This is a genomic window from Streptomyces sp. NPDC048142, from assembly GCF_043202835.1.
Lineage (GTDB): Bacteria > Actinomycetota > Actinomycetes > Streptomycetales > Streptomycetaceae > Streptomyces.
Genome location: NZ_JBIDBC010000066.1, coordinates 1 through 11686 on the forward strand (window position 1 = coordinate 1; position 11686 = coordinate 11686).

An 11686-nucleotide genomic window follows, 5' to 3' on the forward strand; every position below is an offset into this window, starting at 1 on the left:
GCGTCAACGTCTTGTGGGCCCTGATCCGTGACCGACGGTGCTACGAGGTCACACCGCCCGTGACCGCAGCCGCTTGACAACAACATTAGGAAGCGATGAGGTCCTGCTCACGGTCCGGCGTTCCGACCTTGGGCTGCCTGTTCGGCAGTGCGAGCCGGAAGACCTTGTGCCACGCGGAGAACACCTGCTTGGGCAGCGGGCCGGTGACGTACTCCAGCTCGTACTTCTCGAACAGCGCGCGCACCTTCACCGCGACCTCGGCGTACCGGTTGCTCGGCAGGTCCGGGAACAGGTGGTGCTCGATCTGGTGCGACAGGTTGCCGGTCATGAAGTGCATGGCCTTGCTGCCGCTGATGTTCGCCGAGCCCATCATCTGGCGCAGGTACCACTGGCCGCGTGTCTCGCCCGTGATCGACCGGCGCTCGAAGACCTGTACGCCCTCGGGGAAGTGCCCGCACATGATCACCGAGTGGGTCCAGAGGTTGCGGACCAGGTTCGCGGTGAACGTGGCGGCGAGTGTGGTGAGGAACGAGGGGCCCGACAGCAGCGGGTGGATCACGTAGTCCTTGAGCACCTGCTTGCGGATCTTGCGGCCCACGGCCTTGGCCCGCGCGCGGAACTCCGGGTTCTTGCGGCTGCGCTTGGTGAGGTTCTTGCCGAGCTCCAGGTCGTACGCTGCGATGCCGTACTCGAAGAAGCAGGCGTTGAGGAAGTTCCACAGCGGCTGGCCGAGGTGGAAGGGGTGCCACTTCTGGTCTTCGTCGACGCGCATGATGCCGTAGCCGAGGTCGTTGTCCTTGCCGATCACGTTGGTGTACGTGTGGTGCAGCTCGTTGTGCGAGTGCTTCCACTGATCGGACGGCGAGACGTGATCCCACTCCCAGGTGGTGGAGTGGATCTTCGGGTCGCGCATCCAGTCCCACTGGCCGTGCAGGACGTTGTGGCCGATCTCCATGTTGTCCATGATCTTCGCCACGGACAGCCCGGCGGTGCCGAGCAGCCACGCGGGCGGGAAGATCGAGAACAGCAGCACACCCCTGCTGACCAGCTCCAGCTTGCGCTGCGCCGAGATGACCCGGCGGATGTAGGCGGCGTCCTTCTCGCCGCGGTCGGCGATCACCTCGTCGCGGATCGCGTCCAGCTCGCGGCCCAGTTCCTCGATCTGCTCCGCGGTCAGGTGGGCGGTGGGGTCGATGGCGGTCAAGGTGCTCCTAGCGTTCGATGTCGCAGGGGCCCGCCGCGGCGGACACACAGGTCTGGATGAGGACGCCCGGCTCGGCCTCGGTGATCTCGCCGGTACGCAGGTCGCGGACAGCGCCGGCCTTGAGCGGCGTGACGCAGCCGAAGCAGATGCCCATGCGGCACCCGGAGGGCATGAGCACGCCGCCCTCCTCGCCGATGTCGAGCAACGGCGTGGCGCCGTCCGCGTCGATGGTCTTGCCGGTCGCGCTGAACGTGACCTCGCCGCCGTCGCCGGCGACGACGATGCCGGCGCGGAACCGTTCGGTGTGCAGGCGTTCTTGGACGCCCTGTTCGGTCCAGTGCTCTTCGGCGGCGTCGAGCAGGCCTGCGGGCCCGCAGGCCCAGGTCTCGCGCTCGGCCCAGTCGGGCACGAGTTCGTCGAGACGGGCGATGTCGAGCTTGCCGTCGGTGTCGGTGTGCACCTCGGTGAGCCGAAGCTTCTTGTCCGCGACCAGTCCGTGCAGTTCCTTGCGGAAGATCACGTCCTGAGGCTGTGGCGCGCAGTGGACCATGACGACGTCGTCGAGTTCGATGTCGCGCAGCATGCCCATCACGGGCGTGATGCCGCTGCCGGCCGTCAGGTAGAGCACCTTGGCGGGCCTGGCCTGCGGCAGGACGAAGTCACCGGTCGGCTGGTCGAGCTGGACCAGCGTGCCCGGTTTCGCCCTGCGGACCAGGTGGTTGCTGACCTTGCCGTCCGGGATCGCCTTGACGGTGATCGTGACACGGCCGTCCCGGCGGTTCGTCGGCGAGGTGATGGAGTAGGCACGCCACAGGCGCACTCCGTCGACGTCGACCCCGATCCTCACGTACTGGCCGGCTGTGTGGCCGCGCCAGCCCCGCCCCGGCCTGATCACGACAGTCGCGGCGTTATCCGTCTCGGAGTGCACGGCCTCGATGCGCCCACACAGGTCAGCGCCCGCACGCAGCGGGCTGACCAGGTCGAGGTAGTCCGACGGCAGCAGCGGCGTCGTGACCATCTCCAGCAGTTTCCACGCCCTACTGCGGAGGGCTCCACTCGTCATGACTCCAGCTTGCTGCGCCTCCAGGCGTAAAGTCCTGACCACAGGACGTAAATCTGGTCGACTCAATTGTTCGCAGGGAACAAAAATGAGCTATGCAATCCGGAGGGCCAGCGAACTGACCCTGGATGAGACGACGGTCACCGCCCTTCGGGCCGCCCTGAAGACCACCGCCGACGAAGTCGTCCAGGCGATCATCGACGAGGTTCCTCCCTACGCCCATGCCTTGTCGGGCCGCATGGGCGCCACCATCCGCAGAGCAGTCCGCACCGCCCTGGGGCACTACCTGGACCTCGCGAGCGGGAACGCCACAGGCGGCGACGCCGGGGACGCCGCCTACGAGCTGGGCCGCGGCGAGGTGCGCGACGGCCGTTCGATGGACGCCCTGCTCAGCGCCTACCGCGTCGGCGCCCGGGTCGCCTGGCGCTGCCTGGCAGCGGGTGCCGTACCCGCAGGCCTGCCCGCCGCCGAGGTCGCAAAGTTCGCCGAGCTGACCTTCGCCTACATCGACGAGCTCTCCGCCGCGAGCGCCGCGGGCCACGCCGACGAACTGGCCGCCCGGGGCAGAGCCCACGAGCGCCACCTGGAACACCTGGCCCGCGACCTCCTCGCCGGCGCGAGCCCGGACGTGCTGCTGGCCTCCGGCCAACGGGCCAGATGGCAGCCTCCGGTTTCGCTGACCGCCGTCCTGCTGCCCGCCGCCCAGGCCCGGCCTGCCTACCGGACACTCGATCCGAGCACCCTCGTCCTCGACGATCTGCCCGATGCCACCGGTGTGCTCCTCGTCCCCGATGCCGACCGATCACGTCTCCTGCGGCAGCTGACCGACCGCGCCGCCGTGGTCGGCCCGGCCCGGCCATGGACCCACGCGTCCGCCTCGTACGCACGAGCCCTACGCGCGCGCTCCCTTTCCTCTGACATTCGCGACACCGAGGACCACCTGCCCGACCTGGTGCTCAGCGCCGACGCGGACGCGTTCGCAGACCTGCGCGCCCGAGCCCTCGCACCGTTGCAGACCTTGCCTGCCGCAACCGCACGACGGCTGGAGGAGACGTTGCGGGCGTGGCTGCTGCACCAGGGCAGGCGGGACGAGGTCGCGGCGGCGTTGTTCGTCCATCCCCAGACGGTCCGATACCGGATGCCGCAGTTGCGGGAGCTGTTTCCCGATCTCGCATCGCCACACCGGGTCCTTGAACTGACGCTGGCGGTCGGTCTCGGGGTCCGCTGACGCGTCACCCGTCCACCGCCGCGTCCGTAAGCGTCCGGAGATCGTGCTCGTTCCCGGCGCCATGCCGCTATGACCCGGGAAACGGCTTTCCGGTCGTCGTGACAAGGGGCCGGGCCGCTCGTCCCAGGGGCCACCGCCGTCCTGCGGCGGCCCGTACCTCCCTCCCGGCAGCCGGCCGGACGACCGGCCAGGGCCGACCTGGCACACCGCGCGAGGGATGATGGGACGGAGTACGGAACGTGAGGTCAGGAGCTCCCATGACAAAACTGGTTCACCGACCTCGTGAGGACGCGGAGTTCGATTTCATCCTCGGAAGAAGCAAGGTTCCGGTTCTCGCATACTTCACCGGGGCATGGCCCAAGGCGATCGAGCCCTGTCGGGTGATGGATGTCGTCGTGGGCGACATCGCCGCCGCCCACACGGGCCGCCTGACGGTCGTCCGCACCGACATCACGCGTTGCCCGGCGGCAACCGAGCGATACGGGATCACCGGAGCCCCGTCCTGCCTCCTGCTGAAGGAGGGAGCGGCGGTGGCGCACGGCACGGGGCCTATGACCATCGACGAGGTACGGAAGTTCCTGGACGGTCACCTCTGAGCGGCCGCTGCGGCGCCCGGACCGCCGCTTCTCGTCGCGTTCGAAGCGGACGCGGGCGGTTGGCAGCCCATCTCCCGCCTCACCACCGCAGGGCGGTTCGAGGTCGTGCGCGAGACCGCGGAAGCGCTGATTCCCGAGCTCAGAGCGCGAGTTCGATTCCCGTCACCCGCTCCACATGAAAGCCCCAGGCCAGCGGCCCGGGGCTTCTTTGTTGTCTGGACCGGTCTAAGCATCGCGCACAATCTGCGCACCACCTTGCCCCCTTTCCGCCGCCAGAAACCTCCACAAACCGCCAGGGGAACCGCTCGGCCATACCCAGGAGCTCAGGCCACTTCCGGGGATGGACAGATGCCTCTCACGCACGTCGCCCTCTTCGCTATCCCGCGCAGCGCCGTGCCAGTACCTGACAGTCGGACAGGCGGGACACCTCTGGTGTGGCCACGCGTCCGGGTCCCGGTGTCCGGGAGGCACCAACCACCGCCGTCCTTGGTGACCTGCGCGAGGGCAGCTGACGCCACTGAGACAGGCCCGGATAAGTTCACTCGGCTACCCATCGGACCTCACCCATCCAGGGGAAGAGAAACGATTCTGTCCGCGGGGAGGGACTATGCCATGCGGTGGGGTGGCACGGTCCGGCCATGAAGATGATCAAGATGCTGACCGCAGTTGCCGCCAGCGCCTGCCTCGCAGCCGCCCCCGTGGGCGAGGCGTCAGCGGCGCCGCACTGGAACAAGAGCGTGAAATGCGAGGAGACCGACCCCGAGGGACGGGTGATCCCAACGCGTTACGGCAACGTCGATCTCGGCTGGAACCATTTCTCCGGCAAGCACAACATCAAGAAGTGCCGGGTGGTCGACGCGGCCCTGGCCGGGAGGGTCGACAAGAAGAACGGAGGCAGACTCGAGTACTACGGGGTCGCCCGCAACCAGACCAAGCTGGTGAAGATCGTGGTCATCGTGCAGTACGCGCGCCGCACGACCGATGGTGAGTACGACGCGGGCAGGGGCAAGAAGATCGAAGATCGGTGTCATCACGGCCTATTGCAAGGGCATGAACAGGTGCCCGGACTGGATCAACGAGTGAACGACCCCGGCGGGGAAACAGTCGAGCAGCAGGCGTACATCACGCGCTTCCTCCTCGACTACACAGCGGTGCCCCTAGCCGGGGGAACCTTCCTGCGCGGTGTGCTGCCGGCGCGGGACGCAGTCCGGGTCGTGACCGGAGCCGCCGACGCGGTGGCGCCACACGAACTGGTTGCCTATGAAGTCCCGTTGTCGGACGAGGACGAGGAGCCGGTGACTGCCCCACTGGTCCTTGGCTGGACCCGCACGCTCGCATCCGGCTCTCTCCCCCATACGGACGCGACCGTGATGGGCATGCCGCTGGTCCCGGTGGACACCACCGTCCTCGAACCCGCCGACTCGTCTCATACGGATCAAGCGCTGCGCGTGCTGCGCACGCTGGCCTGGCCGTTCGTCGAGACCCCGCCCAGCCCAGCACTCTGCGGGTTCCTCTTCACCGGACAGGACAGCTTGCGTCTCTACCTCGCAGTCGAGAAGGCCGACGGCCTGATCGCGGCCGACGTACAGCTCACCGGCGCGTTGACCGCACTGCTAGCCGCCCTGCCCTCACTCATCGGCGAAGCGGACCGCTGGGTGACAGACACATCCGACCCCCACTGTGTCCACGCAGTCGACCTGACCACTTGGTAGCGACCGGCCACACCGCACCAGGGCGTCCCGAGAACCGGCCTGCTGCGTCTGCCGCCAGCCCATCGGAGCAGCCGGGGTCGATGCCACCGGTGCGCGTTCCAGCAGGACTTCGGCGTCCATCGCTCGCCCGCCGAAGCGCGCGCAGCGCGCTCACCTCTGCACTTCGCTGACCCAGGCCGTGAGCCCTGTCAGGAATCCCGCCTTCTCATCCGGCGACAGCCCCTCCAGCGCGCGTAGCAGCGGCTCGGTCCGCCGAACGATGAAGGCTTCGAGCGGCAGGCGGTATTCCGCGGCCAAGGACACCAGGACGCGGCGGCGGTTCGTCGGATCCTCGGCCCGATCCACGATGCCGGCCCGGCTCAGCGCTCCGATCAGTTCACTGGCGGTGGACAGTGACACCTGAAGCCGTCGGGCGACCTCACTGACCGCCAGCGGCCGTCCGGCCAGCAACTGGGGCAGTACGGCGCCGTGGCGCGGCGTCAGGCCATGCGCCTCCATGACACCCCGCAAAGGCTCCGGCATCAGATCCCGCACGACCGAACCCCGGAAGAACGGCTCCAACAACGGCACCAGACCAGCGACTTCAAGCTCATCCGGGGTCGGCTTCCGTGACGCCTTCCCGGCGTTCTCGCTCTGCGGCATGCTACAAGTGTATATGGTTCTGATTTCCAAACTATTGGGCAACCCGAAGGGTCTTCGATGTCGTCGATCAGCTACAGCGATGCACTCAATGACGCCCTGGAACGCATGGACGACCTGGGGTACGAGCGAGGACAGGGGGTGGATCTCGCCAACCACGGCCCGATGGGCGCCGAGGCACTCGCCCTGCTCGGACAAGTGGACGAAGTCGCCCGGTGGGTGGGGCGCTACCGGAAGGCGATGGAACATCACGAGCCTCCCGCCGCCCGCTTCGCCCTGGACCCCGCGGACGAGCCCTCGTGGCGTCCCGCCCTCGGCGCTTTCCGGCAGGCCGGGGACTGGGAGCAGCTCTTCGTCCGCGAACTGACGGAGGCGCACTGGCGCGAGGTGCTCGTACGCTGGTGGCCCCGCCTCCTTCCAGGGCTGTTCGCGGGCCTGACGCACGGGGTCATCCGTACGGCGCACGCCGTACGCGGCCTGTACGCGACCAGCGACGGAGGCACAGCGCTCCAGCTGAAGGAGCTGGCCCGGGGCATGGCCTACTGGGCGGCCCGTTACAGCGAACTCCCCGGCCGGCCGCGGCTGCACGGCCCCCACGAGCTGTCCGAAGCGGTCGCCGCGCTGCCCCGCGTACCGCTCGACGGCCCGATGGGGCCGGGTACCGCCCGCCACCGCCTGGACACGCTCGCCGAACTCCCCGGATACGGCGAGTCCTTGGAGACACTGGCCCCGCAGCAGGCACCCCGGCTGCTGAGCGAGATGACAGCCCAGTTCGCCGATGTCTACCTCGGCCACCCCGAGGTGTACCCCGTCCCGCTGATCCACGGCGTCACGGCCCCCGCCGCCGTCCGCCTCGTACTCCCGCATCTACCGCACGAGCTGTATGAACCGACGCTGGCCCGGCTCTGGCAGGTGCAGTCGGCGTTCCTGTTCGCCTTCACCTCGGACCGGCGCGACGAGGACACAGCGGCCTGGCAGTCGGAGATACCGGATCTGCCCCCACTGGACGAGCTGGGCGCCCGCGCCGCCGAGCACGGCGACGAGCACGTCATCAAGTTCACCGAAGCGTGCCTGCGCGAATACGCCCTGCGGCCCGACCCGCGCTATCCGGCCGCCGCCTTCGCCGCACAGCGGCGCATCACCCGCCTCGACGCCGGCGGCGGGGTCAAGGGAGCCGCTTCATGATGCATGGACTGCCCTGCCTGTCAGCCGGCGAAGGGCCGCCGTTGATCGTCCTGCTCTTCACCCCGGAAGCGGCCGTCCCCACGGGCGCGAACCGTCGGCTCACCCTGCGGATGCTGCGGCCCTTCTCCGAGCGGTTCACCACGCACCTCCTCATACGCCCGCCCGGCCTGCCGCCGACGACAACGATGGCCCAGCTCGCCGCAGTGCACGCCGACGCGATCCGGGCGACCTTCAGCGGGCCGGTGAACGTATTGGGCCTGTCCACCGGTGGATCGCTCGCCCTCCAGCTCGCCGCCGACCATCCCGAGCTGATCGACCGCCTCGTCATGGGCGGTACGGCCTGCACCCTCGGCCCGGTCGGCAGGCGCGCCCAGCGCCGCTACATCGAGCGCGCGCGGCAAGGCAAGCGGCCGAGCCCCGCACTGGCCGAGATGCTCACTGGTTCGACGATCGGCCGGACGGCACTCAAGGGCCTGCTCTGGCTCATCGACGGCAGCCGCGAACACCTCGACGCCGCCACCATGCTGGGCGCCGAGGACGGCTTCGACCTGCGCAGCCGATTGCACGAGATCAAGGCGCCCACGCTGCTACTCCAAGGCGAGAAGGACATCGTCTATCCGCTCGACCTGGCCCGGCAGACCGTCAAGGGCATTCCAGACGCCCGGCTCGTCGTCTACCAGAACCGCAGCCATAGCGGAACCTTCACGGACAAGCGGTTCTCCGCCCACGCCCTGGCCTTCCTGCGGAACGATCAGCCTTAAGTTCCAGTCACCAGAGCCCGGCGGGGTTCCTGGCGTGCCACTACGTGCCAGTCGGACCGGTAAGGAGCGGTCAGCAAGGGTTTCTCAGCGACCGCTCCCACGAGGCCACCAGGGGACGTTTTGCCAGGTCAGTGGCCCCGCGGAATCCTCAAGTGCCGAGTGATTCCCCAGCTCGGAGCGCGAGTTCGATTCGCGTCACCCGCTCCACGACCGAGGCCCTGGCCATCGAGGCGGGCCCTCTTGTTGTCCGGACGCTTTTCCGCACGATCGGCGTTGCGCCGAGGCAGGTGTCGAACGGCCCTCAGCGATCACGCGCAACACCGGCCACGGGTGCCGCCGCAGGAGGGCGGATCGCTCCCTGACCTCTGATCCTGGACGTACGCGACCGACCAGCGGAGATGCCGGGCGGAGAGGCCCTCCGAGTCGCCCATGCCGCCGACCCGGTCCGTACCGTTGGCGCCGCGTGGATGTTCCCGAGGCTGTCGAGTTGAGCATCCGGCTCATCGGCGTAGCGTGGAAAGGATCCAGGCCAGGCGCAGCCGGGTCGCAGAGTGGCCGGGGGAGCCTGGGGCGACCGGTGCTGAGGGCTGGGTATCTCCGGAACTCGCGGCAATGACGCGCAAGGAGTGAGGTTGGTGAACAACTCATCGATCGAACGGTTGCGGGAACGCGCACGGGGGCCTGTAGTCACTCCTGACAGCGATGGCTATGACGAGGCGCGCAAGGTCTACAACGCCATGGTCGACAGGCGACCGGCTGCCGTCGTGCAGTGTGCCCATGCGGGCGATGTCATGGCTGCGGTCGATTTCGCACGTGACAACGAGCTGGACCTCGCGGTGCGTGGCGGCGGGCACAGTGTGCCCGGCTTCGGGACCTGCGACGACGGCGTGGTGGCCGATCTGTCCGGCATGCGAGGCGTCCGCGTCGATCCCGAGCGACGAACCGCGCGGGTGGACGGCGGCGCGACCTGGGGTGACTTCGACGCGGCGACGCACGCGTTCGGTCTGGCGACCACGGGCGGAATCGTCTCCACCACCGGCGTCGCGGGGCTCACCCTCGGTGGCGGCATCGGATACCTCGCCCGCAGCCTGGGCCTGAGCTGCGACAACCTGATCTCGGCCGATGTGGTGACCGCGGAGGGCAGGCTGGTCGTCGCGAGCGAGCAAGAACACGACGACCTGTTCTGGGCCATCCGCGGCGGCGGCGGCAACTTCGGCGCGGTGACATCGTTCGAGTTCCGGCTCAGTCCGGTCAAGGACATCTACGGCGGGCCCATTCTGTACGAGTTGGAAGACGCCGGTACGGTTCTGCGCTCGTTCCGCGAACTCATCGCTGACGCCCCGGAGGAACTCGGCGGCTTCCCCGCCTTCCAGATCGCCCCACCACTGCCGTTCATCCCTGAGAACCGGCACGGCGACACCTTCATCCTGATCGTCGCGTGCTGGGCCGGCCCCATGGATGAGGGAGAGCGCGCCGTCCAGAGGTTCCGCGATATCGCACCGGTGGTTGCCGAGCACGTCGGCCCGATGCCCTATTCCGCGCTCAACAGCGCGTTCGACGCGCTGGTGCCGCCTGGCCTGCAGCACTACTGGAAGGCCAACTTCGTGACAGAGCTCAGTGATGCGGCGATCACAGCACACCTCGATCACGGCCCTCGGCTGCCCGCCATGAACTCGACGGTGCACATCTACCCGATCAACGGTGCCTGCCACCGCGTGGCAGCGGAGGACACGGCCTTCGCCTACCGGGATGCCACGTTCGCCACCGTCATCGCCGGAATGTGGCCGGACCCTGCCGACAACGAGGCCAACATCGCCTGGGTGCGTAACTACTACCAGGCCACCGCTCCGCACTCGGAGGAAGGCGGGTACATCAACTTCATGGCCGAGGACGACCAGGACCGGATCAGGGCCAACTACCGGGGCAACTACGAGCGCCTCGTAGAGGTCAAGAGGGCTTACGACCCCAGCAACCTGTTCCACGTGAACCAGAACATCAAGCCGTAGGGGTGACCGGCGTCCGCAGCCCGGCAAGCACCGTTGATTCCCGAGAACCTCAAGCAGGACTTGGCCAGAAGCAGACCCTTCCGTGCGTCTTCGCGTACGTCTTCAGCCTGCGGTGATGCGCGATCATGACGCGACGTTGAGGTTCGTCCGAGGAGCGGCGGCACCGGGGCGGCCAAGGTGCGTAGGCCCTGGCCGCCGGGACAGGACCGTTCACATCGCCGAGTGGGCGAGGTGGAGCAGGCCGGTGCGCATCCGCTGTTCGCCGAGTTCCGGCAGAAGCGCGGCGACGTGGTCGGCTGCCAGCGCGGCGAGCAGGGCGTGGGCAGCCTGGTCGGGGTCGGGGGCGGTGGCGGGGGCGGGGGCGGTGGCGAGCAGGATCGCCACATGGCGGTGCCAGAACCGGTAGGCCCCGATCCGGTACCGGGCGCCGGGGGTAGCGGTCTCGGACATCCGGACCAGCGCCAGATGCTCCAGCAGGTAGTCGAAGTAGGCGTCGAGGAACGCGGCCAGGCGCTCGCCGGCGGGAGCCCCGGGGCCCAAGGGGGGCGGCCCGTGCAGGATCGCTTCCTGCAGCACGCGCTCGCGGGTGTCCAGCAGTGCGACGGCCAGCCCCGACTTGTCGCCGAAGCGGCGGAACAGGGTGCCTTTGCCGACGCCGGCGGCCGCGGCCACCTGATCCATGGAGACCGCCTCGACGCCCTTCTCGGCGAACAGCCTGGCGGCCGCCTCCAGAACCGCGACCCGGTTGCGGGCCGCGTCCGCGCGCTCCTTGGGCGGCGGCGTCCGCAGCAGTTCCAAGGGCATTGCGGAAGCGGACCGCAGTCCGTTACTGTCGTGAGCCATAAGAGGACTGTAGTCCGAATTCCTTGGAGACAGCAGCATGACCACACTCATCACCCGCGACGAGCTGGCAGCAGCGATCAAGGCCGAGTCCGTGACCGTCGTCGACGCGCTCGGCGGCGCGTACTACGCCCAGCAACACCTGCCCGGCGCGCTGGCGCTGATCCCGGCCGACGTCGACGCCCAGGCGCCCGCCCTGCTCCCCGACCGCGACGCCGCGATCGTCACGTACTGCTCCAACCCGGCCTGCCCCAACAGCGGGCAGGTCGCCGGCCGGCTTACCGCCCTCGGCTACACCAACGTCCGCAAGTACCGCGAGGGCATCCAGGACTGGGTCGAGGCCGGCCTCCCCACCGAATCCGCCTGACCGTGAGGATGTACGTGAGCGTTCCCCGGCGGGGTCTGACCCACCGCCTGACTGACTCAGGGTCCTCAACGGGATGTGTCGGCTCTGT

At 68.6% G+C, this 11686-nt stretch carries 11 protein-coding genes; 7 read left to right on the forward strand and 4 right to left on the reverse strand.

All coding sequences use genetic code 11. The features are described 5' to 3' along the window. Nucleotides 1–85: 85 nt before the first annotated feature. Both ACGF2Y_RS36190 and ACGF2Y_RS36195 read right to left on the reverse strand, forming a co-directional pair. Nucleotides 86–1204: a fatty acid desaturase family protein gene (locus ACGF2Y_RS36190; protein ID WP_392956251.1), complete on the reverse strand. Its 1119-nt coding sequence runs from the start codon at nt 1202–1204 to the stop codon at nt 86–88. A gap of 7 nt (nt 1205–1211) precedes the next feature. After that, nucleotides 1212–2267, reverse strand: coding sequence for a ferredoxin reductase (locus tag ACGF2Y_RS36195; protein WP_392956254.1), 1056 nt, complete (start codon nt 2265–2267; stop codon nt 1212–1214). 85 nt (nt 2268–2352) lie between these two features. On the opposite strand from ACGF2Y_RS36195, the gene ACGF2Y_RS36200 reads away from it, so the two are divergent. The 3 genes from ACGF2Y_RS36200 (at nt 2353) to ACGF2Y_RS36210 (ending at nt 5800) form a co-directional block, all read left to right on the forward strand. Further along, nucleotides 2353–3492: a PucR family transcriptional regulator gene (locus tag ACGF2Y_RS36200; protein ID WP_392956257.1), complete on the forward strand. Its 1140-nt coding sequence runs from the start codon at nt 2353–2355 to the stop codon at nt 3490–3492. A gap of 257 nt (nt 3493–3749) precedes the next feature. Next, nucleotides 3750–4088 carry a thioredoxin family protein gene (locus ACGF2Y_RS36205; RefSeq protein ID WP_392956260.1) on the forward strand — a complete coding sequence of 113 codons (339 nt, stop codon included), beginning with the start codon at nt 3750–3752 and terminating at the stop codon, nt 4086–4088. Between the two features lie 638 nt (nt 4089–4726). Then, nucleotides 4727–5800: a hypothetical protein gene (locus ACGF2Y_RS36210; protein WP_392956262.1), complete on the forward strand. Its 1074-nt coding sequence runs from the start codon at nt 4727–4729 to the stop codon at nt 5798–5800. A 150-nt stretch (nt 5801–5950) separates the two neighbouring features. Here the strand turns inward: ACGF2Y_RS36210 and ACGF2Y_RS36215 are convergent, their stop codons facing one another. After that, nucleotides 5951–6442, reverse strand: a complete 492-nt coding sequence (locus ACGF2Y_RS36215; protein ID WP_392956264.1) for a MarR family winged helix-turn-helix transcriptional regulator — start codon at nt 6440–6442, stop codon at nt 5951–5953. 57 nt (nt 6443–6499) lie between these two features. Between ACGF2Y_RS36215 and ACGF2Y_RS36220 the strand changes: the two genes are divergently transcribed. From ACGF2Y_RS36220 to ACGF2Y_RS36230, 3 genes are all read left to right on the forward strand, one after another. After that, the gene (locus tag ACGF2Y_RS36220) at nt 6500–7624 is read left to right on the forward strand and encodes a hypothetical protein (protein ID WP_392956265.1); all 1125 of its coding nucleotides are present in this window, start codon (nt 6500–6502) and stop codon (nt 7622–7624) included. Next, complete coding sequence (locus ACGF2Y_RS36225) at nt 7621–8385, forward strand: alpha/beta fold hydrolase (protein WP_392956268.1); 765 nt, start codon at nt 7621–7623, stop codon at nt 8383–8385. Before ACGF2Y_RS36220 ends, ACGF2Y_RS36225 begins: the two co-directional genes overlap by 4 nt. Nucleotides 8386–9011: 626 nt before the next feature. Then, entirely contained in the window at nt 9012–10391 is a 1380-nt protein-coding gene (locus ACGF2Y_RS36230; RefSeq protein WP_392956271.1) for an FAD-binding oxidoreductase, read from the forward strand. A gap of 210 nt (nt 10392–10601) precedes the next feature. On the opposite strand, the gene ACGF2Y_RS36235 is transcribed toward ACGF2Y_RS36230, so the two are convergent. Further along, nucleotides 10602–11234, reverse strand: coding sequence for a TetR/AcrR family transcriptional regulator (locus ACGF2Y_RS36235; protein WP_392956273.1), 633 nt, complete (start codon nt 11232–11234; stop codon nt 10602–10604). Between the two features lie 37 nt (nt 11235–11271). Between ACGF2Y_RS36235 and ACGF2Y_RS36240 the strand changes: the two genes are divergently transcribed. Then, nucleotides 11272–11598 (forward strand): rhodanese-like domain-containing protein, encoded by a 327-nt coding sequence (locus ACGF2Y_RS36240; protein WP_392956275.1) that lies wholly within the window; start codon nt 11272–11274, stop codon nt 11596–11598. Nucleotides 11599–11686 lie beyond the last annotated feature (88 nt).

Bases quoted from the DNA above. Each gene is read 5' to 3' on its own strand.
- ACGF2Y_RS36195 (WP_392956254.1), bottom strand. From the start codon at position 2,267: ATGACGAGTGGAGCCCTCCGCAGTAGGGCGTGGAAACTGCTGGAGATG.
- ACGF2Y_RS36200 (WP_392956257.1), top strand. From the start codon at position 2,353: ATGAGCTATGCAATCCGGAGGGCCAGCGAACTGACCCTGGATGAGACG.
- ACGF2Y_RS36205 (WP_392956260.1), top strand. From the start codon at position 3,750: ATGACAAAACTGGTTCACCGACCTCGTGAGGACGCGGAGTTCGATTTC.
- ACGF2Y_RS36210 (WP_392956262.1), top strand. From the start codon at position 4,727: ATGAAGATGATCAAGATGCTGACCGCAGTTGCCGCCAGCGCCTGCCTC.
- ACGF2Y_RS36215 (WP_392956264.1), bottom strand. From the start codon at position 6,442: ATGCCGCAGAGCGAGAACGCCGGGAAGGCGTCACGGAAGCCGACCCCG.
- ACGF2Y_RS36220 (WP_392956265.1), top strand. From the start codon at position 6,500: ATGTCGTCGATCAGCTACAGCGATGCACTCAATGACGCCCTGGAACGC.
- ACGF2Y_RS36225 (WP_392956268.1), top strand. From the start codon at position 7,621: ATGATGCATGGACTGCCCTGCCTGTCAGCCGGCGAAGGGCCGCCGTTG.
- ACGF2Y_RS36235 (WP_392956273.1), bottom strand. From the start codon at position 11,234: ATGGCTCACGACAGTAACGGACTGCGGTCCGCTTCCGCAATGCCCTTG.
- ACGF2Y_RS36240 (WP_392956275.1), top strand. From the start codon at position 11,272: ATGACCACACTCATCACCCGCGACGAGCTGGCAGCAGCGATCAAGGCC.